Annotated in this window: 25 protein-coding genes; 9 read left to right on the forward strand and 16 right to left on the reverse strand. The window is 31.0% G+C overall.

Going from position 1 to position 23975, the window contains the following annotated elements:
- Positions 1–46: 46 nt before the first annotated feature.
- Together D1817_04270 and D1817_04275 are read right to left on the reverse strand one after the other, a co-directional pair.
- Positions 47–577 (reverse strand): NADPH-dependent oxidoreductase, encoded by a 531-nt coding sequence (locus D1817_04270; protein AXT19107.1) that lies wholly within the window; start codon positions 575–577, stop codon positions 47–49.
- Between the two features lie 2 nt (positions 578–579).
- Positions 580–999: a MarR family transcriptional regulator gene (locus D1817_04275; protein AXT19108.1), complete on the reverse strand. Its 420-nt coding sequence runs from the start codon at positions 997–999 to the stop codon at positions 580–582.
- A gap of 210 nt (positions 1000–1209) precedes the next feature.
- On the opposite strand from D1817_04275, the gene D1817_04280 reads away from it, so the two are divergent.
- The 5 genes from D1817_04280 to D1817_04300 all read left to right on the forward strand — a co-directional run bounded on the left by D1817_04280 (position 1210) and on the right by D1817_04300 (position 4393).
- A complete protein-coding gene (locus D1817_04280) occupies positions 1210–2355 on the forward strand; it encodes a zeaxanthin epoxidase (GenBank protein AXT19109.1) in 1146 nt (381 codons plus the stop codon).
- Positions 2356–2473: 118 nt separating this feature from the next.
- Complete coding sequence (locus tag D1817_04285; GenBank protein ID AXT19110.1) at positions 2474–2827, forward strand: hypothetical protein; 354 nt, start codon at positions 2474–2476, stop codon at positions 2825–2827.
- 42 nt (positions 2828–2869) lie between these two features.
- Positions 2870–3343, forward strand: a complete 474-nt coding sequence (locus D1817_04290) for a hypothetical protein (GenBank protein ID AXT19111.1) — start codon at positions 2870–2872, stop codon at positions 3341–3343.
- 204 nt (positions 3344–3547) lie between these two features.
- Positions 3548–3901 carry a hypothetical protein gene (locus D1817_04295; protein AXT21227.1) on the forward strand — a complete coding sequence of 118 codons (354 nt, stop codon included), beginning with the start codon at positions 3548–3550 and terminating at the stop codon, positions 3899–3901.
- Positions 3902–3928: 27 nt separating this feature from the next.
- Positions 3929–4393: a hypothetical protein gene (locus tag D1817_04300; protein ID AXT19112.1), complete on the forward strand. Its 465-nt coding sequence runs from the start codon at positions 3929–3931 to the stop codon at positions 4391–4393.
- Between the two features lie 367 nt (positions 4394–4760).
- On the opposite strand, the gene D1817_04305 is transcribed toward D1817_04300, so the two are convergent.
- Complete coding sequence (locus D1817_04305; GenBank protein AXT19113.1) at positions 4761–5645, reverse strand: LysR family transcriptional regulator; 885 nt, start codon at positions 5643–5645, stop codon at positions 4761–4763.
- 88 nt (positions 5646–5733) lie between these two features.
- Between D1817_04305 and hutH the strand changes: the two genes are divergently transcribed.
- Genes hutH through hutG form a run of 4 tightly spaced genes read left to right on the forward strand, consistent with a single transcriptional unit; the run spans position 5734 to position 11489 of the window.
- A complete protein-coding gene (hutH, locus tag D1817_04310) occupies positions 5734–7224 on the forward strand; it encodes a histidine ammonia-lyase (protein ID AXT19114.1) in 1491 nt (496 codons plus the stop codon).
- 13 nt (positions 7225–7237) lie between these two features.
- Positions 7238–9235: a urocanate hydratase gene (locus D1817_04315; GenBank protein AXT19115.1), complete on the forward strand. Its 1998-nt coding sequence runs from the start codon at positions 7238–7240 to the stop codon at positions 9233–9235.
- On the forward strand, positions 9235–10473 hold the full coding sequence (locus D1817_04320; protein ID AXT19116.1) for an imidazolonepropionase: 1239 nt from the start codon (positions 9235–9237) through the stop codon (positions 10471–10473). The genes D1817_04315 and D1817_04320 overlap by 1 nt, the downstream gene beginning before the upstream one ends.
- 11 nt (positions 10474–10484) lie before the next feature.
- Complete coding sequence (gene hutG, locus D1817_04325; protein ID AXT19117.1) at positions 10485–11489, forward strand: formimidoylglutamase; 1005 nt, start codon at positions 10485–10487, stop codon at positions 11487–11489.
- A 281-nt stretch (positions 11490–11770) separates the two neighbouring features.
- Here hutG and D1817_04330 read toward each other — a convergent pair whose 3' ends face one another.
- The 13 genes from D1817_04330 to D1817_04390 form a co-directional block, all read right to left on the reverse strand.
- On the reverse strand, positions 11771–12424 hold the full coding sequence (locus D1817_04330) for a two pore domain potassium channel family protein (GenBank protein ID AXT19118.1): 654 nt from the start codon (positions 12422–12424) through the stop codon (positions 11771–11773).
- Between the two features lie 25 nt (positions 12425–12449).
- Entirely contained in the window at positions 12450–13631 is a 1182-nt protein-coding gene (locus D1817_04335) for an NADP-dependent malic enzyme (protein ID AXT19119.1), read from the reverse strand.
- A 31-nt stretch (positions 13632–13662) separates the two neighbouring features.
- Positions 13663–14460 (reverse strand): hypothetical protein, encoded by a 798-nt coding sequence (locus D1817_04340; protein AXT19120.1) that lies wholly within the window; start codon positions 14458–14460, stop codon positions 13663–13665.
- A 10-nt stretch (positions 14461–14470) separates the two neighbouring features.
- Complete coding sequence (locus D1817_04345) at positions 14471–15502, reverse strand: (2Fe-2S)-binding protein (GenBank protein ID AXT19121.1); 1032 nt, start codon at positions 15500–15502, stop codon at positions 14471–14473.
- Positions 15493–15915: a hypothetical protein gene (locus D1817_04350; protein ID AXT19122.1), complete on the reverse strand. Its 423-nt coding sequence runs from the start codon at positions 15913–15915 to the stop codon at positions 15493–15495. Before D1817_04350 ends, D1817_04345 begins: the two co-directional genes overlap by 10 nt.
- 2 nt (positions 15916–15917) lie before the next feature.
- Positions 15918–16136 carry a hypothetical protein gene (locus D1817_04355; protein AXT19123.1) on the reverse strand — a complete coding sequence of 73 codons (219 nt, stop codon included), beginning with the start codon at positions 16134–16136 and terminating at the stop codon, positions 15918–15920.
- Entirely contained in the window at positions 16137–18086 is a 1950-nt protein-coding gene (locus D1817_04360) for a thiamine pyrophosphate-binding protein (protein ID AXT19124.1), read from the reverse strand.
- Positions 18087–18093: 7 nt separating this feature from the next.
- Entirely contained in the window at positions 18094–18480 is a 387-nt protein-coding gene (locus D1817_04365) for a hypothetical protein (GenBank protein AXT19125.1), read from the reverse strand.
- A gap of 3 nt (positions 18481–18483) precedes the next feature.
- Positions 18484–19713: a sodium:proton antiporter gene (locus D1817_04370; GenBank protein AXT19126.1), complete on the reverse strand. Its 1230-nt coding sequence runs from the start codon at positions 19711–19713 to the stop codon at positions 18484–18486.
- Positions 19713–20468, reverse strand: a complete 756-nt coding sequence (locus D1817_04375; protein ID AXT19127.1) for a hypothetical protein — start codon at positions 20466–20468, stop codon at positions 19713–19715. Before D1817_04375 ends, D1817_04370 begins: the two co-directional genes overlap by 1 nt.
- Positions 20469–20572: 104 nt before the next feature.
- Complete coding sequence (locus D1817_04380; protein AXT19128.1) at positions 20573–22180, reverse strand: glutamate synthase; 1608 nt, start codon at positions 22178–22180, stop codon at positions 20573–20575.
- Positions 22181–22256: 76 nt separating this feature from the next.
- Positions 22257–22919 carry a Crp/Fnr family transcriptional regulator gene (locus D1817_04385; protein ID AXT19129.1) on the reverse strand — a complete coding sequence of 221 codons (663 nt, stop codon included), beginning with the start codon at positions 22917–22919 and terminating at the stop codon, positions 22257–22259.
- Between the two features lie 107 nt (positions 22920–23026).
- Positions 23027–23875 (reverse strand): hypothetical protein, encoded by an 849-nt coding sequence (locus D1817_04390; protein ID AXT19130.1) that lies wholly within the window; start codon positions 23873–23875, stop codon positions 23027–23029.
- Positions 23876–23975 lie beyond the last annotated feature (100 nt).

Consider the following 23975-nt stretch of genomic DNA (forward strand, 5'->3'; position numbering starts at 1 on the left):
TATAAAGTTTTCTCTATTGAGATATAAAACTCAATGCACTCTATTTTTAAATTGCTTCTTGTAGCATTTTAATTTTTTGAGCTAAGTCAATATTTAGCTCTTTGTTAACTATTCCTTTTTCTGAGAAATTTTTATGAAAAGAAGGTAAAGAGAAATCGGCTATAATATTTGCTCCTAAATGAGGGAATGATGCTTTTGCTGTTTGAAGTACTGTTGCTCCACCTCTAGCTCCGGGTGAAGTTGCCATTAACAGCATCGGTTTGCCTTTCCATACTTTTTGATTAATTCTAGACATCCAATCAAAAGCATTTTTAAATGCTGTAGAATAAGAACCATTATGTTCTGCTAAAGATATTACTAAACCATCTGCAGATTCTATTAGATTATTTAATCGTGTAGCATTTTCAGGAATTCCATTTTCATTTTCAGCATCAATTCCGTATAATGATAAGTGAAAATCATTTAAATCTGCAACAATAACTTCTGACTTTTTAAGCTGATTAGCTACATATATAGCTAATACTTTATTAATAGAGTTTTTACTATTACTTCCACCAATGGCTACTATTTTTTTCATTTTCAATGTTCTTTTAATTTTTTAATTAATCGTTTTAAAGTCTCTGTTTCTTCTGAATTAAGATTATTCATCATTGGTTTATGAAAATTGTGAACTTTCTTATCCAATTTTTTTAATAATTCAATACCATCTTGAGTAATTATGATATCCATTTTTCTTCTATCTTCATGAGAGAGAGTTCGTTTTACAAGTCTTTTTGTTTCTAGTTTATCAACAATACGAGTTACGTTACTAGAACGTTGTACCATATTTTCTAAAATTGTATTTACAGAAATAGGCTTTCCTTTTGCCCCGCGTAGTATTCTTAATACATTGTATTGAGGCTCGTAAATTCCAAATTCCTTTAATTCTTTAGAGATCGAATCTGTAATCCAATGCCCTGTTCTTATAATTTCAAAAATAGCTTGAAAATAATTATTCATAACAAGTACATTATTTGTATATACAAATATATTTATAAAACTCAAATCTTACAAACTAGATTAATATATTATTTTAAAAACTACTTTAAGTGTGTTTTTTGAGATTTGAAAAATAAAAAATACAATTTTAAGAGACCTTTTTATATGAACTTATATTTATAATGCCATTATATTGCATTATAAACAAACAACAATTAATTAAAAAATAAATTGTATACAATAATTGGAGCAGGAATTGGAGGATTGACCACCGCATTAGCATTTGAGAAATTGGGAATAGAGTATCAATTGTTTGAAAGAGAACCTGAGTTGTTTGATATAGGAGCAGGAATATTATTATCCCCAAATGCATTGCAAGTATTTGAATGGCTCGGAATATTAGACGATGTAAAGAGTAGCGGAAACTATATAGATCGAATTACGTTAAGTAAACCTAATTTATCACCTTTATTCGATAATTCTCAAGATGATGTAAAAACAAAATTTGGATATTATTCTATTGCAATACATAGAGCGAAACTTCAAAAATTATTAATAAAAAATGTCCCTGAGCAAAAAATTCATTTGAATAAATCATTTGAGAGATTCGTAATAAATAGAGATAAAGTAAAAACGATATTTCAAGATGAGACAGAATATGAATCCAATTTTTTAATTGGAGCAGATGGAATTAACTCAAGAGTAAGAAAACAGCTTTTCCCTAAAAGTAAAATAAGATATTCGGGACAAACCTGTTGGAGAGGAATTTCTAATCTCCGTTTAGATAATGCTTACAAACATAGAGGGATGGAAATATGGGGAAACCAAATAAGGTTTGGTTTTACTCAAATAGCTGTTGGTAGAACATATTGGTTTGCAGTTTCATTAAGTAAACCAAATCAAAAAGATAGTAGTAATATTAAAAACGAATTGCTTAAAAGCTATAGAAGTTTTCATCCATTAGTTAATAAACTAATTTCTTCAACAGATAACAACGATATAATTAGAAACGACATAAATGATTTAATTCTATTAAATAAATGGAGTGAGAACAACATTTGTTTAATAGGAGATGCTGCTCATGCTACAACACCAAATATGGGTCAAGGAGGAGCTCAAGCTATTGAAGATGCATATTATTTATCTAATCTTATTAATGAGAACTTAAACCAAAATGTATTTCAGTTATTTCAGAATAAAAGAATGAAAAAAGTAAGCTCGATAGTGAAAAGGTCATGGTTAATAGGAAAGATAGCACACCTCAAATACGCTCAGAACATACGAAATTATTTCTTTAAAAATATTCCACAAAGTAGTATAAAGAAGAAAATAATCGAAGTATTTGACATAGATAAATTTCCAAAATCATCATCTTAACTACTAAAATAGTACAATATTTTGCGTGTTTTTTGTATCAAATAAGGAGTTATTCTCATTGATCTTTGCGGTGTAATTACAAAACAAAATTTGTTTAATCACTAAAAAGATAATAAAGATGAATATCAAAGACCAAGCAACAAAAATGGATGCTATCGTATCACAAGGCGCAATAGTAGATGCCGTAAAGCAATTTTTTGCAGAAGACGCTAACACATCAGACTATGGTGGCGGTGGAACCATAGGGAAACAAGCCATGATCGAAAAGATGGAAGGCTTTGCAGGTGCAATAGCAGCAGTAAATGGCATTACCCACCATCACACTATTGTAGATGGAAATGTATCCGCTTCAGAATTCACATTTGACTTTAACATGAAAGATGACAGTAAGATCTACTGGCATGAGATCATTCGAAGAGTATGGAATGAAAACGGAGAAGTAATACAAGAAGAATACTTTAACGCAGAGTAATAAAACAACAACAAGAAAAATAAATAAGTAAATAAAAAAGAGATGAAGAATTTAATAAAAACAACAATTTTAGGGCTAGCTTTAGTAGTAAGCACAACCGTATTTGCACAAGACAAGAAAGCAAATAATATAGACAATAGTAATATCGCATTACAAGGCTATAGCCCAGTATCGTATTTAGATTTAGGAATAGCACAAAAAGGAAAACAACAATTTAAATCAGAATACAAGAAGATATCATACTACTTTACATCGGTAGATCAGAAGAAAGCATTTGATAAGAACCCGGCAAGATATGTACCACAGTATGGAGGATTCTGTGCATTTGGAACGTATGCAGGAGCGAAGTTCAGACCAGACCCAAATAAATTTATCGTAAAAGATGGTAAATACTTTTTATATCTATACACCTTAGAGTTAGATGCACAACAATTATGGTTAGCAGAGAAGAATCATAACAAGTTGGTATCGGTAGCAGACAAGAACTGGGAGAAGTTGAGTAAGACGTACAATTAAAATCGACATTTCCGTTCGTTGATTTATAAGAGTTATTGAATACACTTTCAATAATTCTTTTTTTATGGTTAAAGCTAATGAGTGAGGCAAAATAAAAAGTACAACTTTTTGCGCTTTTTTTATAGTAACCAAAATGATGTCTAATAAGACCTTTGTACAAACAAAAAAACAGAAATCATGTTTGATATTTTTAAAAAGAAAAAAATAGATATAAGAAAGCAAGCTACTCAAATAGATAATATAGTAGCTAAGGGAGATATAGTAAGTGCCGTACAGTTGTTTTTTGCCGATGATGCAAACACATTAGATTATGGAGGAACTGTTACTACCAATAAAGCACAAATGGTAGAAAAAATGGAAGGCTTTGCAGGAGCAATAGCTAAAGTAAACGGAATTACACATCATCATACCATTGTTGAAGGTAATGTATCTGTTTCAGAGTTTACGTTTGATTTTAAAATGAAAGATAATAGTTCCATTTATTGGCATGAAACTATTCGTCGCATTTGGAATAATAAAGGGGAAGTAATACAAGAAGGATATTTTAACGCAGAATAATAATTAGAAATTTAATATATAATAACAATGAGAAATTTAATTAAAACAACAATTTTAATCGTAGCATTTTCAATAAGTGCAGTAATGTTTGCTCAAGATAAAAAAGCAAATAATATAGATGATAGCAAAATAGGATTACATGGATATAGTCCAGTGTCTTATCTTGATTTAGAGTTGGCACAGAGGGGGTCTAAACAATACAAATCAGTTCATAATGAAATTGCATATTATTTTACTTCAGCTGAGCAAAAAGCAAAGTTTGATCAAAATCCAAGTAAATATATGCCACAATATGGAGGGTTTTGTGCTTTTGGAATTTATGCAGGTGCAAAATTTAGAGTTGACCCTACAAAATTTGTAGTAAGTAAAGGAAAATACTACTTATTCTTGAATGATGTAGAAGTAGATGCAAAACAACTTTGGATAGGGGAAAAAGAATCTAAGTTAGTGAAAAAAGCTAATGAAAATTGGAAAGGATTAAAAACTAAATAATAAAAAGACAATTCAGATTGGTTTTTTTAGTAGTTAGTGATGATAACTCGGGTATGTCTGGTTAATTATATCGATATACCTGAGTTTTTCATTTTTAAAATGAAAAATATTAAGTGTTGATAAGCTTCCTAAAATAGTTAAAACAAAAAAATAAAAGAAGTAATATTTAATTCAATAAGTAAAAACATATGAAAGCAAGATTAGTAAATCAAAAAAATATGGAATCAATTGGAGAGCTTAAATTAATGTTTCTACCTCGTGAAAATGAATGGATCGAGTTTAATAAAAACATATATTCTGTTTATAAAATAATTCATACAGAGAATGAATTGAAAATAAGAGTTGTTGATGCAAGATAAGCTCTTTTTTATTTAACAATATGTTCTAAAAAAAGATTCAAAACAGGATTTCTATTGGTTTTATTCCAAACGACAGATAATGTTGTTTGGTGAGGTGTTTTGTTTAACTCAATAAACTTAATACCTTCTTGATGTTCTGACATCAAAGATTTTGGAACTATTGAAATACCAAATCCATTTTCTACTAATTTATAAATTGAACTGGCGTGAATTGTTTTATGTGTTACTAATGGAGAAAAGCCGCCGTCATCAAAAATTTGCATTATTTTTTCAAAATAAGAAGTACTGTATTTAGGATCAAACAAAATAAACGATTCGTTTTTAAGCTGAGTAATATCCTTAAAATTGTTCTTGTTTATTGAATGATCTTCAGGAAGTACTAAACAAAAAGATTCTTTTAAAATAGGACGTATTGCAATACTTCTAGGCACTCTTTCTAACCTAACAAAACCTACATCCAAGTTGTTAGAAAGTAATTCGTCAATTTGTTTCTGGTTTCCCATTTCATTTAAATTTAAGATAATATTAGAAGATTTAGTTCTAAACTTTAATAACAAATCGGGAATTATATTCTGCATTGCAGAGCCTACATACCCCATTTTTAAACTTCCATTGTCACCCTTATGTATAGATTTAGCATGATTTAAGGTGTGTTGTATATTTTTTAAATTTAAAGTTAATTCATTCTTTAAATAAATGCCAGCATTGGTGAGTTGCACTTTTCGATTATGCCTCTCAAACAATATAATTCCTAAATCATCTTCCATTTGTTTAATTTGTCTACTTAGCCCAGGTTGTGATATGTATAGACGTTCGGCAGCTTTTCTAAAATGTAAATCTTCAGCAACTGCTAAAAAATATTTGAAATGTCTAAATTCTATTTGATAACTCATAGTTATTATTTATTGAATTAAATAGTATTGTTGAGCATCAAAAATATAAATAACTTTGAAAGAAATCAACTTTAAGAAATAATACACGATGTTTAAATACGGAATAGATAACTTAACAATTGATAAAGTCATTAAAATATCTCAAAACAAGTTAAAAGCAACTTTAACAGAAGAAGCTATTTCTAAAGTAAATGATTGTAGACAAAAAGTTGAAACAATTGCTAATTCAAACAAAGCAGTTTATGGTATAAATACTGGTTTTGGCCCTTTGTGTGATGTACAAATATCACCAGAAGAAACAAGTGTATTGCAAGAGAACTTATTAATTACACATGCTGTAGGTGTTGGAAGCCCGATAGATAAAGAGCTGTCCAAAATTATGATGATCTGCAAAGTACATGCTTTATGTCGGGGGTTTTCAGGGATTCGTTTACAAGTCATTGAACGTATTTTATATTGTATCGAAAATGAATTATTACCTGTAGTTCCAGAGCAAGGTTCAGTAGGAGCTTCAGGAGACTTAGCACCGTTGTCACATTTATTTTTACCACTATTAGGAGAAGGCGAGTTTTGGATTGATAATAAAATTGTTTCAGCTACAGAAGTATTGAAAAAACACCAATTGGAAGCAATTCAATTACAAGCAAAAGAAGGTTTAGCTCTAATAAATGGTACACAATTTATTCTTGCACATGCTATTCTAGGGCTTAAAAAAATGGAATACCTGTTAGATTTAGCAGATGTTGCTGGTGCGATGAGTTTAGAAGGCTATCAAGGAAGTGAATCACCTTTTAAAGAAGCTTTACATACTATTAGACCTTTTAAGGGGAATTTAAAAGTAGCAGAACGTATGCGCATGCTTTTTAAAGATTCTCAAAATATAGCATCTCATGAAAATTGTGAGCGCGTACAAGACCCATACTCTATGCGTTGTATTCCACAAGTACACGGAGCATCTAGAAATGCATACTACCATTTGAGAAAACTAACAGAAATCGAAATGAATTCGGTAACAGATAATCCAATTGTACTAAGTAAAACAGAAGCGATTTCCGGAGGTAACTTTCACGGACAACCTCTTGCGATGGCATTAGATTATGCATCTGTTGCAGCTTCAGAATTAGGAAATATATCTGATAGACGCTGTTATTTATTGTTAGAAGGGAAATATGGCTTACCACGGTTACTTACAGAAAGTGGTGGATTAAATTCGGGGTATATGATTCCACAATATACTACGGCAGCTTTAGTCACAGAAAACAAATCTCTATGCTTTCCGCCTTCAGTAGATAGTATTCCAACCTCATTAGGTCAAGAAGATCATGTCTCTATGGGTAGTATTTCTGGGCGTCAATTCAATCAGATTTTAGAAAATATAGAAAAGATATTAGCGATAGAATTAATGTATGGAGCTCAAGCTTTAGAGTTTAGAAGACCAAATAAATTTTCAATTATTATAGAAGAGAATTTTAAACGTATTCGGACTAAAGTGAAAAAACTAGAAAACGATAGAGTTCTTAAACATGATATTGACGCAATGATTAATCTGGTTAAACAAGAAGCATTTATTGTAAATTAGAAGTAATTAAATTATGAAATTTCAAGACAAAATATTGCAAGGAATTCCAAAAGAATTACCATCAAAATATAGTTATCCTGAGGGTGTAAATCGTGCACCTAAAAGAAAAGATATATTATCTGTAGAAGAAAAGCAATTGGCTATTCGAAATGCGCTTCGTTATTTTCCTCAAGAATGGCATAAAACCTTAGCAAAAGAATTTGCTGAAGAATTAAAAGATTTTGGACGTATATACATGTATCGCTTTAAACCGAGTTATAAAATATACGCACGATCAATATCTGAATACCCGGCAAGATCAAAACAAGCAGCTGCAATTATGTTAATGATTCAAAATAATTTGAATCCAGAAGTTGCACAGCATCCAGAAGAACTAATCACCTATGGAGGTAATGGGGCTGTCTTTCAAAATTGGGCACAATATCTCATGACCATGCAATATTTGGCAATAATGACAGACGAACAAACATTGCATATGTATTCGGGACACCCAATGGGATTATTTCCGTCTTCAAAAGAAGCTCCCAGAGTTGTTGTAACTAATGGAATGATGATTCCTAATTATTCACAACCTGATGACTGGGAAAAATTTAACGCCTTAGGGGTAACACAATATGGACAGATGACAGCAGGTTCTTTTATGTATATTGGACCACAAGGTATTGTTCACGGTACCACAATTACAATAATGAATGCGTTTCGTAAAATATTAAAACCAAATGAAACCCCTAAAGGAAAAATATTTCTAACCGCTGGTTTAGGAGGGATGAGTGGAGCGCAACCTAAAGCAGGAAATATTGCTAGTTGTATTACTGTTTGTGCAGAAGTTAACTCTAAAGCTGCAACAAAACGTTATGAACAGGGTTGGGTAGATGTATTAATTGATAATTTAGATGATTTAATAATTCGAGTTAAACAAGCTCAGGATATAGAAGAAGTTGTTTCAATTGCATTTATTGGTAATGTTGTAGAAGTATGGGAACGTTTTTATGAAGAAGAAATATTTATTCACTTAGGCTCAGATCAAACCTCATTACATATTCCGTGGACAGGAGGATATTATCCTGTAGATACTTCATACGATGAAGCTAATCGATTAATTCGTGAAGCTCCTGAACAATTTAAAGAAAAAGTGCAAGCATCATTACGGCGTCACGCAACTGCTATAAATAAACATACAGCAAGAGGAACTTACTTTTTTGATTATGGTAATGCATTTTTGTTAGAAGCATCACGAGCTGGAGCTGAAGTAATGGCAGAAAATAATATCGATTTTAAATATTCATCCTATGTACAAGATATTTTAGGGCCGATGTGTTTTGATTATGGCTTTGGGCCTTTTCGTTGGGTTTGTACATCTGGAAAACCTGAAGATTTGGACAGAACAGATGAGATAGCGATGGCTGTATTACAAAAGATAATGGAAACTGCCCCAGATGAAATTAAACAACAAATGCAAGATAATATTACTTGGATTAAAGATGCTAAAAAGAATAAGATGGTTGTTGGGTCTCAAGCACGAATTTTATATGCTGATGCAGAAGGACGTGCTAAAATAGCTCAAGCATTTAATGATGAGATTGAAAAAAATAATATAAGCCCTGTAGTTTTAGGTAGAGATCATCATGATGTAAGTGGAACAGATTCACCATATAGAGAAACCTCAAATATATATGATGGAAGTAAATTTACTGCAGATATGGCTATCCATAATGTAATTGGTGATAGTTTTAGAGGTGCCACTTGGGTGTCGATCCATAATGGTGGTGGTGTTGGTTGGGGAGAAGTAGTTAATGGTGGTTTTGGAATGTTATTGGATGGAACGAAAGCAGCAGAAATACGTTTAAAAAAAATGTTATTTTATGATGTTAATAATGGAATTGCTAGGCGAAATTGGGCGAGAAATAAAGAAGCTATATTTGCTATAAAGCGAGAAATGGAACGTACACCAAATTTAAAAGTAACGATTCCTAATACGGTAAATGATGATTTATTAAAAAAATTATTTTGATGACTACGCTTTTTAAAAATATAAAAGAACTCATTCAAGTACGAACAGAACCAATTTTATTTGTTGCTGGTACACAAATGAAAAATTTGCCTACCATTAAAAACGCGTATTTATTGATAGATAATGGCCGTATTTCAGGTTTTGGAAATATGGAGGATTGCCCAACTATTAAAGTTGATAAATGTATAGATGCTACAGGGCAAATGATATTACCATCTTGGTGTGATTCTCATACTCATATTGTATATGCTGGAAACCGCGAAGGTGAATTTGTAGATAGAATTAATGGCTTGACTTATGAAGATATTGCGAAAAAAGGAGGTGGAATATTAAACTCAGCAAAAAAACTTCAAGATACCTCAGAAGATGAATTATACCAGCAAAGTAAATTAAGATTAGAAGAAGTTATACAATTAGGAACTGGAGCTATTGAAATTAAATCCGGATATGGGTTAACACTAGAGGCAGAACTAAAAATGCTTCGTGTAATAAAACGTTTGAGTGATAATTATCCTGTAAATATTAAAGCTACATTTTTAGGGGCACATGCGCTTCCAGTTCAATATAAAAATAATAAACAAGAGTATTTAAGAATATTGATTGATGAGATAATGCCTATAATTGCTAGAGAGAATTTAGCAGACTATCTAGATGTTTTTTGTGAAACAGGATATTTTTCTGTGAAGAATACAGAATTAATTTTAAGGGCAGGACAACAATATGGATTAAAATCTAAAATTCACGTTAATCAATTTACAGCTATTGGAGGTGTGCAAATAGGAGTTAAATATAATGCATTATCTGTTGATCACTTAGAAGTAATGAGAGATGAAGATATCCAAGTATTAAAAAACTCACAAACAATGCCAGTAGCACTCCCTGGATGCTCTTATTTTTTAGGAATTCCTTATACCCCGGCGAGAAAAATTATAGATTCGGATTTACCATTGGCTTTAGCTTCTGATTATAATCCAGGATCTACACCATCAGGCAACATGAATTTTGTAGTAGCTACTGCGTGTATTAAAATGAAAATGACTCCTGAAGAAGCAATTAACGCAGCTACTATTAATGGAGCTTATGCAATGGGTTTAGAAAAAGAAGTAGGATCGATTACTGTTGGTAAATTTGCTAATCTAATAATAACAAAACCTATAAATTCGTATGGGTTTATACCTTATGCATTTGGAACATCTCAAGTAGATAAAGTATATTTAAAAGGAAAAGAAATTCGGTAATTATAAATGATTTGAAAAACAATAAACTACAACAATTAAACGTAGAATACATTCCAGGACAAAAAACAAACTGGACGGGGAGATCATCTAACCCAAAATTAGATAATCAATATTGGTATCAATCTATTGTATTAAAAGATATTAATAACTTGAAAATTGATGATAGTATTGATATAGCTATAATAGGTTACGTTTGTGATGAAGGTGTTAGAAGAAATTTAGGAAGAGTAGGTGCAAAAGATGGAGCAAAAATACTTAGAGAGAGACTGGCAAAACTTCCTATTCATTATGAGGCAAAACTTATTGCAGATGTTGGAGATGTAGTTTGTGTAGAAGATGATATGGAAGCTTGCCAAAAAGGATTAGCAAACGGAATTACTAATTTACTTGAAAATAATATTTTTCCGATAGCCATAGGAGGTGGGCACGATATTGCTTATGGGCATTTTATGGGAATCCAAGAATTTGTAAAAAACATATCAAATAAAAAAATCGGAATTATAAACTTTGATGCACATTTTGATTTGCGAACTGTAGACAAGCAAAGTAATTCTGGAACTCCATTTAATCAAATTATTCAGAAATTAAAAGATGTAGATGAAACTTTAGAGTATTTTGTTGTTGGGATACAACAACAATCTAATACCAAAGAACTTTTTGATATAGCCCAACGAGAGAATGTAGATTACACTTTTAATGACGATTGCCAATCTATTTCAGATATTGAAGTTTTAAAAAATAAATTGACTTCATTTGTTTCAAAAGTTGATTATATTTATTTAACTATCGATATGGATTGTTTTTCTTCTGCATTTGCACCAGGTGTAAGTGCGCCATCTCCATTGGGATTAACACCTCAGGTTGTATTTGAAATACTAAACTTTTTACTTCAAACTAAAAAAATAATATCTTGTGATATAGCAGAATTAAATCCAGTAGTAGATTTTAATAATCACACTTCTAATTTAGTAGCAAGATTGGTAGATTTTATAGTAATGAATTATCCTGAAAAATAATTTATTTCTAAAATTAATTTGTTAAAATCATCGATAATTAAAACCTTGTTAGTTTAATTGTCGTAAGTAGAGAAAGAAAAATATAGAATAGTACTATGTTGACAATTTTGATACTTGCAATTTTTATTACCCTATCACTTATAGCACTTTTAATAGCAAACATTAATAGAGTAAAAGAAGCACGAATATATGGTGTGAAATTAGAAAAAAAGAACTTCTATTATTCACTAATTGCTAAAGTTTTTATTAAAGATTTACCTAATTAAAGATAAGTTTTAGTTTTAAGATTTTACATTAATGTATTTTCCAACAAAAACAGCAATGACAATAGCAAGATAAAATTGCCCTATAATATTCATTACTAAAGTAATAGCTTGAGCTTGAGGAGTGAGTGGTGTAATATCACCATATCCTACTGTTGTAACACTAATAAAGCTAAAATAATAAAAGATATACCCGGAATAATCTCCTCTAAAATGAAAAGACCCAGGGTCTATAAAAGCAATACCTTCAAAAAGAATTCCGCCAATAATGCCTAAATAAATAAAACCTAATATAGGGCCTAGTATAAATTGTAAGTTTATCTCCTTTATTTTTTTTAACTGCTGTAATAGCAAAATACAGAAGTATAAGAATAAAAGAAATGAAGAAGAAAGACGCAACGTTTTTATGATATTTGTGTTAGGATTTGAAAACTCTAACCAAATAAAAATTAAGGCAATAACTCCTAATATATAGGTTCTTAATCGAGTTTTTGCGTTAGATGCTATTAATGAACTTGCAAGAATTACTAGGGTATAATTTACAACTACCACTTGAGCAGGATACATACCAGAAAGACTAGTATGAATAGGGGTCAATAGAAAATTAAATACACTAATTAATGCAATTAAATATTTATAAGTACTTAATGTTTCTATTAACTTTTTTTTCATACACTTACTTTATAATATTAAAAACTTAACTTTCATTGTAGGCATTAATAACAGCTTGAGCTACTTTAGCAGCTATTTCATTATTTAAACTTTCAGGAATAATGCGCTCTCTGCTAGGTTGTGTTACACAATCTGCAATTGCAAAAGCTGCGGCAATTTTCATTCTTGGCGTAATACGTTTTGCTCTACAATCCAAAGCACCTCTAAAAATTCCTGGAAAAGCTAATACATTATTCACTTGATTAGGATAATCGCTTCTCCCAGTTGCAATAATTGCAGCACCACCTTCTAAAGCTTCTTCAGGAGTGATTTCTGGATCGGGATTTGCTAAAGCAAAAACTACAGGATCTTTAGCCATTGTTTTTATATCTGCAGCGGTTAAAATATTAGCTACGCTTACACCTATAAATACATCTGCATCTTTAATAGCATCTTTTAAAGTGCCTTCAATATTTTGAGGGTTAGAATAATTTAGTAGTTCTGTTTTTACAGGATTTAAATTTGCTCTGTTTTTATGAATGATACCTTTGCTGTCACAAACTAATATTTGTTTTACAGGAATACAAACATTAGGATCGATACTGATACAACGTAATAATCTAGAGATAGCAATTCCAGCAGCACCAGCACCATTAATTACAATTTTTAAATCAGATATATCTTTGCCCAATACTTTACAACTATTTAAAATACCAGCTAGAGCAACAATAGCAGTACCATGTTGGTCATCATGAAATACAGGGATGCCAATATCCTGTAATGCTGTTTCTATTTCAAAACTACGTGGAGCAGAAATATCTTCAAGGTTTACACCCCCAAAAACTGGAGCTATCCGTTTTACAGTTTCAATAATTTCTGAAGAAACGGTTGTATTTAAGCAAATAGGAAATGCATCAACATTAGCAAATTTTTTAAATAACATTGCTTTACCTTCCATAACAGGGATTGCTGCTTCTGGCCCAATATTACCTAAGCCTAATACTGCAGTACCGTCAGATACTACTGCAATAGTATTACCTTTAATTGTTAAATCGTAAGCTTTTTCAATATTCTCGGATATTTCTAAACAAGGTGCAGCAACTCCTGGAGAGTATACTCTTGAAAGATCATCTGAAGTATTTACATCTATTTTTGAAATTACTTCAATTTTTCCTTTATGCTCTGCATGAAGCTTCAGAGACTCTTTATAAAAGTCGTGTTTAGACATTCGTTATTTTTTTTATTATAAAAAATAGTAATTAATATATTTTTGAAGGCTGATTTAAATCTTGAATAGAATTAACATCAATTTGTAATTGATACCAATCTTCTACTCTAACAACTTTTCCATTAATTAAAGAAGGTTTTCCTATATAAGGAAGAATATCTTTATGAATTGGATTTCCTTTTTTATCAGTAATTAAATAATATTCAGAAATATTATTTTCATCATTAGTTGCTAAAACTGGGGGAATACCACCAGCAATACAAAGTGCAGCACAACTTCTGTGAATTTTCCCTTTCCCAGGTTTCATCACTCCAAAATAACATTTAGGATCGATGACCTCTCCCTTAAATTCCATATTATTAGCTACTTGTTCTACTTTTGGTAATCTATTAGGATTCGTTTTTTCAACTAATGAAATTTTTTCATCATTGGTAATCTGCAATAATGTTTTCCCATTGTAGTAGATAAGATTTCCTTCTATACTTAAGATGCTTCCAGATAGCTTAGGAGTTTTACTTCTTATTTTTTCTAGAAAAGGATTAGCGCTCGATTTACCAAAACCTAAAAGTAAAATATTTTTATAAGTATTTTCAGCTGTTTTAACTTTAAGCATTGGATAAGGCATTTCATGATATACCCCAGTAATTTTAGTACTTGTAGTTAACTCAAAAGTGCTATTTTTAAATGTGTTTTGTGTTAATGCAAAAATAGAAGCTATAGCAATCAATCCTAATAAACTAAAAACGACAAATAGCCTTGTTGTTTTCTTTGTTTTAGTAGACGTATTATCGAGATAGCCTACATAAAAATCATCTTCTTCATTTTTCATAAATTATATATTAAATAATTACAGGGTTAACTTCAGTTCCTTCAGCCATTGCTTCTGGATGTACATATATTTTATTGTTCTCAGTTTTTAAATTATAAGTAGCAATTTTTTCAGTAAAAGGAGGAGGAGATTGCCCATTATGAGGAAGGTATTGATAACCATGCCAAGGACAAGTTACACATCCATCGATCACTTTCCCTTCTCCTAATGGTCCACCTTGATGCTTACATACATTTGAAATTGCAGATAATTTATTATCATATTTAAAAACTGCTATTCGCTCGTTATTAACTATAAATATTTTTGCTCTATCTTCTGGAATTTCATCAATATCACAAACATATTCCCATCCATCTACAATATCTTCAGTCTTAGTTTTATCGGTTTTAGATTCTATTAAACTAGTTCTTATATGCAATCCTGCGATAATTATAAAACCTAAGCTTAACATAGAGATTGACCATAATGAAGGCTGTTGTTGTAAAGCTCCTAAAAACACATGTAAAATAACTAAGGTGTACGCTAAATATACCATCATATGTAAACGCTTCCACAATTTAGGCGATAGGTTCTTTAACCAAAAATCATGACTGGTAGATGCCATAATAAATAAGATGATTAATGCAAAAAAACCTAATACTTGAAATGGAAAATTGGTAAGCGAACCATAATCCATATTAGATGTAAATAAAGCATAGATTGGATTTACGTTTCCAAGAGAATGAAATTGGAAAATAGAAAACCCACCATGGATTAATGCAGCGAGAAACATACTTACTCCTAGATGTCTACGATTGTATAATAATGGTGAAAATCTAGAATTTAATCTAACCAAAGGACCAATTACTAATATTACGTGTAATAAAGCGATGGCTAACGTTCCAAATGCTCTTATAATTAATGTCTCAATACTAGTCTCAGGATTAGTAATTAAAGTAATGCCTATAAAGCATAATAGATAGATAAGCATCCCTAAAATAATCCATTTATCATAGATTTTTTTATTTCGGTTCCAAAGAACGGTTTGATAATTTACTCCCATTGTAATTTTAGATTAGAAATATCAATTTTTTTTATATCATCATAAATACGTAATCCCTTTATTGATCTATCAATATCAAAAGTGTAAATGCCTTTCTTATCTATAACTCCCAAGTAAATTTCTTTTCCAGAATCTGATGAAGTGCCATACACAATAGATGAAGCACTTTTTAAAGGTTTTTTAACCACAATGTTTAACATATTTAAAGATGTGTTTTTCCCTTGAACACTTATATGAAAACTATCATTATCTAAAATTGTATTTTGTACATTGTTTTTAGAAACAATTTTTAAATCACTATCTGTAAATAATGGTTCTTTGATACTTTTTATAGAAAAAACAATTAATACAGGTATAGCAATAATTAATATTATCCATATAATTTTATGTACTTTTCTTAAATCTGAAGTCATAATTATGTTTTTAGTTTACGAATTCGAATTATCTTGATAAGAAGAACAGGCCATAAACCAATAGCTCCTGGAGTTAAAAGTAAACGTACAGTCCATTTGCTTTCTGCTATTAATTCGTCTAACAAAAAAGAACCTTTTACAAAAAAATAAATGCCGAATAAAACTCCAATTCCAAAATATAAGCCTAAAAGTGTTACTACAATTTGAATAACTGTTTCCATTTATATAAGATTTACATCTGTAATTATTTCTAACAATGCAGGTCCGTTATGTGCTTTTAATTGCTCCATTGCCGGAATCAATTCATCAAGCTTTTCAACACGTATCCCTAAAGCACCACAATTTTCTGCAAAAGCAGCAAAACTTGGATTTTTAAGAGATGTTTGCCAAACATCAACTTCTGCTGCACGTTGTTCTTTAGAAATTTTTCCTAATTCAGAATTATTAAGAACAATATGTTTAATATTCATATTATACTTTACTAAAGTCGTAATTTCTGCTAAATACTGCCCTAAACCTCCATCTCCAGAAACAGACCATATAGGACGCTCATGACCTTGAGCTGCCCATGCTCCAATAGCTGCAGGTAAGGCAAAACCTATAGAGCCCAAATATCCAGACATTAAAACAGATTGATTTTTTGGCTCAAAATACCTTCCAAACGAATACGTGTTATTTCCAACATCTACCGCTATTACAGCATTTTCAGGAGTGATTTTATTCATAGCATCAAATACTGCAATAGAACTTAAAGCATTACCACAATCTTTTAATCTGCTTTCTTTTTCTTCTTTCCAGTAACTCCATCGTTCGACAATTTCATCACGTTGATTTATAGCATTTGTTTTTCCTTGTGTTTGTTCTTTAATAAGTTTAAGCGTTTCCGAAATTTCACCCCAAAGTGCTACATCTACTTTGTGAAACTTACTTAATGCCATTGCATCAAAATCAACTTGAATTATAGGTTTCTTTGGTGTAATCCCTGTATGGTTAGAGAAAGATGCTCCAAATACAAGTAATACATCAGATTCGTTCATAAACCAAGACGCTATTGGTGTTCCGCTTCGCCCTAAAACACCGCAACCTAAAGGATGATTATCAGGAATAAGCCCTTTTCCTTTAAAAGTTGTAATTACTGGGCAATTAAGACTTTCAGCATAAGCAATAATAGATTCCATTTGAAAACGTGCTCCATGCCCAACAATAATTACAGGCCTTTTTGCCTCTTTAAGCAAAGCAACTGCCTTTTCAGTCATCTCTTTGGGAGGTGTAATATTAAATGGAGTAATTCTATTTTCTGGTGTTTGTGGTTTTTCGTGTTCAGGCTTTTTTGTGAAGGCGACTTCGTCCGGAAACGTTAAATGAGTAACATCTCTTTTTATAAGTGCATTTTTAATAGCTAAAGACATTAGCTCACTATGATTTGAATTTAAATGCACGGCGTGATTAAATTCTGCAACACTTTCAAAAGCTTTGACTAAATCAACTTCTTGAAAAGCACCAGTACCAACTACTTGTGTATTTATTTGACCAGATAGCGCCAAAAGTGGTACGCGATCTACTTTTGCATCCCACATTCCTGTAAACATATTCGTAGCACCTGGGCCTGCAATACCAAAACAAGCAGCAGGTTTCCCTGTAAGTTTTGCATATCCAGAAGCAGCAAAAGCAGCAGCGCCTTCATGTCTGATTCCAAAATATTTAAGTTTCCCTTGTTTTTCTTGTCTGCGCATTGCATCAGCGACACCAAGGTTTGAGTGCCCTACCATTCCAAAAACAGTATTCACGCCCCAATTTACCATCGTCTCTACCATAACATCAGAAATAGTTTCTTCATGAGGTACTTCTTCTTCAATACCAACAAAAACTGACCCCTCTTCTTCTTTTACAGGGAATGTATCGATACCATCATCATATCCACCTGGTGGTAAACCAGTACAAGGGTCGAAATCCCAACCGTGCCAAGGGCAGCGTAATAATCCATTTTCTATAGATCCTTCTCCTAAAGGCCCTCCTTGATGCGGACATTTATTATCTAATGCAGAAAATTTACCTTTATAATGTGTTAAGCAAATCCCCTTATGATCTGCTGTTACTGTTTTTACTCTACCTTCAGGTAATTCACTTTTGTTTAATAATACTTTGTGCCAAACTAGTTTTTTAGTACTCATATGTTATTTAGTATGTTGATTCGTTAAATTGATCTTGCCTTATTTTTACGGCTCTTACAGAATATTTAATAAGGTAAGATATAGAAATAAATGTAGATAAGACTCCTACAAGCATTAATGCAATGCCAATGTTTTGTGAAATATCATAGAAATTCTGAATTCCAAAAAGTATGCCTGCTGCAACTAGAGTTGCAGCACCTACATATAAACCTACCAAACCTTTATTTAATAGATGTAATTGCTTTAATTTTCTAGTTGTTATAGAGTCATTACATTTTTTAAGTTGTATCCGTTCTGCAATTTCATTACTTAACGCAATTAAAAGATTAGATGTAGATAAGATTAACAGACCAATTCCTGGTAAAATTGTAATGGGAACATACCAATTTTCCATAATTTAATTTAATAATTTTTTTATAACTTTTTCTACACTTAAACCCTGTGCTATAATTGAAAATACAACTATTACATAAGTAGCATATAAAATAATATCTTTTATATCTCCTTCAGGTAATGTTAATGCTAATGCAATTGAAATACCTCCCCTTAACCCAGCCCAGGTTAATATAATCCGCTCTTTATTGTTTGCTTTATGTGATTTTTTAAGTAAAAAATTAGATAAAAGAATTGCGATGTACCTTGAAAAAAGCACAATGAAAATTGAAATTATCCCTAATATTAGATGATTAAAATTAAAATCAAGTGCAATAATTTCTATTCCTATAAGAACAAAAAGCACAGCATTAAAAATTTCATCCAAGACTTTCCAAAAGATATTCATATGAGTTTTAAGATCATCTGGAATTTCTTTTGAATGAAGACTGTGGCCAATAATAAGCCCCGCAACAACCATGGCTATAGCACCAGAAACACCAATAAAATCAGATAGCCAATAACCACCTAATACAATGGCTAAAGAAATATGAACAGCTATTATTGGTTGATCAATTATTCCTCGTATACAACGTTTTCCTATAAACCCTAAAACAAACCCCATTAGCAATCCTCCGCCTGCTTCTAAAGCAAACTCTTTTGCTATATGAGTAATTTCGAATTCGTGGGCCATTGTTGCTAAAGAGAATAGAGATAAAAATACGACAATACCTACACCGTCATTAAACAATGATTCTCCTACAATTTTTATTTCCATATGTTTTGGGGCACCAGCTTTTTTTAATAAAGCTAGTACTGCTACAGGGTCTGTTGGTGAAATTAAAGAACCAAAAACTAAACAATACAAATAATCTATAGGTAAACCTATAGCATTTGTAGTATAAAAGAATATGCTGCCAATTAAAAATGTGGATACAAGTACACCAAAAGTAGCATAGATAATTACAGAGCCTTTTTCTTTAAGCAAACCATGTAAATTAACATGAATAGATCCTGCAAAAAGAAGGATGCCTAATAAAAAATCGAATAAAATAGTTTTAAAATCTATTTGTCTAACCGTGTGTGTGAGTTCTGTAAAATAGCTTTCATCAATAAAATAAACCGAGGCAAATAGTAATGATGCTGCAATAGATAGAATCATTATGCCAATAGTTTCAGGAAGCTTTAAAAATTTATAATTGAGATAACTTAACAGCCCCGCAAGTGCGGTAATACCTATAAATATGTCGAACATTATAATGATGGTTTTGTGTAATTATTAATTGCATTTTCGTAAAAGTTAATAGCTATTTCTTTATTGATTCCAGTAATTGGTAGTGCAATACCTTTCCATTCGTTATTATAATAACGACCGTATTTAATTTCCTTTGTGTTAGATAACTCTATATTATCATGACCTTTATAACCACTAACATATAAATAAAAATCATTTATCATATTGTCAGGGATAGCCATGCCAACACCGATACCAATACCATTAGAATCAACAAAGAAAGAGCCAGTATCAAAATGATGAGGCCAAATTCTAATATCTGTTATAAGATTATAGTTTTTTAAGGTAAATTCTATCGCTTGCTGAGCAAGAGTTCTGTAACTAATTAAAACATCCAGCTCATTACGGTTTTTTAATTCAAATACGTAATCATCAGTTATTGCTTTGTATGGCAAATCATAATGCAACTTATATGCATATGGGATTGTAATTCCATGTTCTTCACTAGTTTTACTAATCCATTCTACAATATTTTTATGAGTTTTTTTGTGTAACGAAAAATGATTAGTCACAGTATTATTTACTAACCATTCTAAAGAAAAAGAATTATAGTTTAGCGATAAAACATCTCCAGTACTGTTTAATGGATGTGTTTGCAGAGAAGCTAAATTACTTACCCACCCCAAATTAGTATGACTGTCGTCATCTCTCTTTTCTATAAAACTAATTCCAGCAGTAGCTAGATATTGAGCTGCTAAATGCATTTGTATTTTCATTAGTTGAGTAAGTTTTAGTTTCTTTTTAACAATACTTCTTTTTTAATTCAAATTTCTATTAGGTTTATTTAATAAAAATAAGACTAGCAATTTAAGTTTACGATCTAAATACCTGCATAATTTATTCCTGTTAATTTATGCATATCTGTATTAAAAGTTGATAAGTCATTATGATTAAATTTTGAAATATCATCATATCCACAAGCTCTTGCTACAACTTTTATGAGGTTATTTGTAGCGTCAAAATAATTGTGTAATTGCTTTGCGGATTCGTTAATAATAATACGACTACGTAATGATTCTTTTTGTGTAGCTATACCAACAGGGCAATTATTAGATCCGCATGCCCGCATACCTAAACAACCAATAGCTTGCAAAGCAGAATTAGAAACAGCAATAGCATCAGCACCAAGCATCATAGCTTTGGCAAAATCTTCTGCAACGCGTAAACCTCCTGTAATTACTAAAGTAACATCTGTAGCGCCAACTTTATCCATATATTTTCTTGCTCTTGCCAAAGCCGGAATTGTTGGTACATTAATATGATCTCTTAAAATGGTTGGAGCAGAACCTGTTCCGCCACCACGGCCATCAAGGATAATATAATCGACACCAACATCTAAGGCAAATTGAATATCTTTTTCAATATGACTCGCTGCTATTTTAAAACCAATAGGTATTCCTCCTGTACGTTCTCTTACTTTATCTGCAAAGTCCTTAAAATCTTGAACAGTATGAAAATTTGGGTTTGCTGCTGGAGAAATAGCTGTTTCACCTTCTTTAAGCCCACGAACTTGAGCAATTTCTGCACTTACTTTTGATCCTGGTAAATGACCTCCAGTTCCAGTTTTAGCACCTTGACCAGCTTTAAAATGAAACGCTTGTACATTATCAAGTTTATCCCATGTAAATCCAAATTGCGCAGAAGCTAGTTCGTAAAAATATTTTGAATTGTTAGATTGTTCTTCAGGAAGCATACCACCTTCACCAGAACAAATTCCTGTTCCTGCTAGCTCAGCACCTTTTGATAAAGCAATTTTTGCTTCACGAGATAAGGCTCCAAAACTCATGTCACTTACAAAAAGTGGAATATCTAACTCTAATGGCTTCTTAGCATTAGGACCAATGATCACTTTAGTAACAACATCTTCTTCATCTAATAAGGGTCTTGAAGCTAATTGTGCTGGTAAAAACTGAATATCATTCCAATTTGGAAGTGTATTTCTGTCGACCCCCATAGATGCTGAAAACCCATGATGACCAATGTTTTTTAATCCATTTTGAGCTAACTCTTTTATATAATTAGTATAGGGTTCAGTATCTTCAGGATGAGTATCGGCATAAGCACCTAAATATTGATCACGATTAAATGGCTGTGGATGGTTTTCTAAATAGGCATCAATTTCAAATTCATCTACAAAAAGATCATTTCCTTCTATTTTAGTAGAAAACTTATGGAGTACTTCTTTATTATTATATTCTGAAACTCCAGAATCTACACGATAATCCCAACCGTGAACACCACAAATAAGATTATGTCCATCTATATACCCATCAGACATTAAAGCTCCTCTGTGAAGGCATCTCCCATATAAAACAGAAATATCCTCATCAAATTTTACAACAACAAGATCAAGTCCGTTAACTAGAGCATGTACAGGCTTTTTGTTTTCTAATTCTGAGATTTTTACAATGGCTATTGGTTTTTTCATAATGGATATTTCTGATTTTTAAAGTTTTTATATGTTGTTTTGCACTATTAGAATTGTGTTCTATCTAATAGTGTTTTTAATTTTTAGTTGCTATAATATGCTTTACATCATATTTAATTAGTTCGTTTTTACGCATGGTACTTAACACGTTACTTACTGTCTGCCTTGAAGTATTTGTGAGATTTGCGATATCCTTATGAGTTAATAAATTTTTTGCGACTAATACTCCATTTTCATTTTCTTCACCAAACTCGTTTAGATAATCGATTATAAATTCTTTAATGCGTGTATTACTATCTTTATATAATAAATCGTGAAGCCTTCGTTCTAATTTTTTTATTCGTGTTCCATAGATTTTGAGAACACCATTTTTTAAAGATTTATGTTTTTCCATAATCCGTTCCATACGATCAGACTCTATAAAACAAACAATACAATCTTCTAAAGCAATGGCTTGCTCTTGAGCAGCAGCTTCTTTATCATAAAGTGAGAGTTCTCCAAAAATATGTCCTTTTTTTACAATATATTTTACATTTTGGCTTACAGTATCAACAATTTTAACAGAACCTTTTTTAAGAAAGAAAATGCTTTTTTCATCTTTATTGAGCAGGTGTATTGTTTTACCTTTTTCAATATTATCCATTTCTAAAATTTCGCACATACGCATCATAGTTAACCTTCCTAATTTATTAAAAAGATTGAAACCTTCTAAAAACCAATACTTCGTGAATGTGTTCAAAATATAAATTGTATTAAAGGGTTACTCAAAAATATAGAATTCGGATGATAAAAAATATTGAAAAAAAGCCAATACTTACTCTACACGACAATATGATGTATATAAACCTATATTTTTAAACGAATTCCAGTTTTTAAAAACAAACTAGATTCGTTATTTATAGTAAAAAGATTATCTCTATTATTTGTCCTTAATCTTATATTATTAGTAAATGTATATGCAGCTTGCGCAAAAAATTCAAGATGATTTATGATATGATACTCATACTGAAGCCCACCTAAAATAGTAGAAACATTAAGTATTCTTGCTATATCGTTTTGTCCGTCAATAGAAATGCCGTTTTGCAAATTTGCCGTAAACCCATCTAATTCTGTCGAGAGTTTAAATCGATGTTTTGAAGATAAATGGTATTGTAAATTGGTTTTTGGAATCCCTAAATTATAAGACCACTTTTTATGAAACTTTTTGTAATAACTTATAAATGGTAAAGGGAAAAAGTAACCTCTATTTTGTGAGTAAGTAACTCCTAAAATTAATCGATCTTTTTTATCGTTTTCAAATTCACGTTCTCTTATAAATACAACATCAGCAGAAATCACTAGATCTTCAAAAGACAAATTATTAGCGGTTAAATTTGTACTAAAACCTGGTTTAACTCTAACACCAAGTCTCCAATTATTTTTTAAAGGTTTTGTATAGCCTAAAGTAAGATCTAATGATTGAAAATCGTTAATTAATTCTTTGTCAAAAGAAGGATTCTCACGATTTATAATTAATTGAACATTACTATAATCTAAGCCTAATAAAAGATATTCTCCTTCTTTTTTTAATTTAATAGGAACATTAAATAAACCTCTTGATTTTGTATATTCTACTTTGGAGTTGTTTTCTGGGATAATAGTGAAATCTAATCGAGCTAAATCACTTAATTGTGCATTACTAGTAGTAAAAAGCATTAAAAACAAAAGTGTTACTGTAACCTTGTTCAATATAAACGAGAATTTAATGCCTTGATGATTTTTTAAAGTTTTCAGATATATGTGTTTTATAAAGTTT

This window comes from Flavobacteriaceae bacterium (genome assembly GCA_003443635.1).
Classification (GTDB): Bacteria; Bacteroidota; Bacteroidia; order Flavobacteriales; family Flavobacteriaceae; genus AU392.

What these genes read in the sequence shown, in the direction of transcription:
- D1817_04270 (AXT19107.1), bottom strand. Translation starts at nt 577, where the DNA reads ATGAAAAAAATAGTAGCCATTGGTGGAAGTAATAGTAAAAACTCTATT.
- D1817_04275 (AXT19108.1), bottom strand. Translation starts at nt 999, where the DNA reads ATGAATAATTATTTTCAAGCTATTTTTGAAATTATAAGAACAGGGCAT.
- D1817_04285 (AXT19110.1), top strand. Translation starts at nt 2,474, where the DNA reads ATGAATATCAAAGACCAAGCAACAAAAATGGATGCTATCGTATCACAA.
- D1817_04290 (AXT19111.1), top strand. Translation starts at nt 2,870, where the DNA reads ATGAAGAATTTAATAAAAACAACAATTTTAGGGCTAGCTTTAGTAGTA.
- D1817_04300 (AXT19112.1), top strand. Translation starts at nt 3,929, where the DNA reads ATGAGAAATTTAATTAAAACAACAATTTTAATCGTAGCATTTTCAATA.
- D1817_04305 (AXT19113.1), bottom strand. Translation starts at nt 5,645, where the DNA reads ATGAGTTATCAAATAGAATTTAGACATTTCAAATATTTTTTAGCAGTT.
- hutH (AXT19114.1), top strand. Translation starts at nt 5,734, where the DNA reads ATGTTTAAATACGGAATAGATAACTTAACAATTGATAAAGTCATTAAA.
- D1817_04315 (AXT19115.1), top strand. Translation starts at nt 7,238, where the DNA reads ATGAAATTTCAAGACAAAATATTGCAAGGAATTCCAAAAGAATTACCA.
- D1817_04320 (AXT19116.1), top strand. Translation starts at nt 9,235, where the DNA reads ATGACTACGCTTTTTAAAAATATAAAAGAACTCATTCAAGTACGAACA.
- D1817_04330 (AXT19118.1), bottom strand. Translation starts at nt 12,424, where the DNA reads ATGAAAAAAAAGTTAATAGAAACATTAAGTACTTATAAATATTTAATT.
- D1817_04335 (AXT19119.1), bottom strand. Translation starts at nt 13,631, where the DNA reads ATGTCTAAACACGACTTTTATAAAGAGTCTCTGAAGCTTCATGCAGAG.
- D1817_04340 (AXT19120.1), bottom strand. Translation starts at nt 14,460, where the DNA reads ATGAAAAATGAAGAAGATGATTTTTATGTAGGCTATCTCGATAATACG.
- D1817_04345 (AXT19121.1), bottom strand. Translation starts at nt 15,502, where the DNA reads ATGGGAGTAAATTATCAAACCGTTCTTTGGAACCGAAATAAAAAAATC.
- D1817_04350 (AXT19122.1), bottom strand. Translation starts at nt 15,915, where the DNA reads ATGACTTCAGATTTAAGAAAAGTACATAAAATTATATGGATAATATTA.
- D1817_04355 (AXT19123.1), bottom strand. Translation starts at nt 16,136, where the DNA reads ATGGAAACAGTTATTCAAATTGTAGTAACACTTTTAGGCTTATATTTT.
- D1817_04360 (AXT19124.1), bottom strand. Translation starts at nt 18,086, where the DNA reads ATGAGTACTAAAAAACTAGTTTGGCACAAAGTATTATTAAACAAAAGT.
- D1817_04365 (AXT19125.1), bottom strand. Translation starts at nt 18,480, where the DNA reads ATGGAAAATTGGTATGTTCCCATTACAATTTTACCAGGAATTGGTCTG.
- D1817_04370 (AXT19126.1), bottom strand. Translation starts at nt 19,713, where the DNA reads ATGTTCGACATATTTATAGGTATTACCGCACTTGCGGGGCTGTTAAGT.
- D1817_04375 (AXT19127.1), bottom strand. Translation starts at nt 20,468, where the DNA reads ATGAAAATACAAATGCATTTAGCAGCTCAATATCTAGCTACTGCTGGA.
- D1817_04380 (AXT19128.1), bottom strand. Translation starts at nt 22,180, where the DNA reads ATGAAAAAACCAATAGCCATTGTAAAAATCTCAGAATTAGAAAACAAA.
- D1817_04390 (AXT19130.1), bottom strand. Translation starts at nt 23,875, where the DNA reads ATGCTTTTTACTACTAGTAATGCACAATTAAGTGATTTAGCTCGATTA.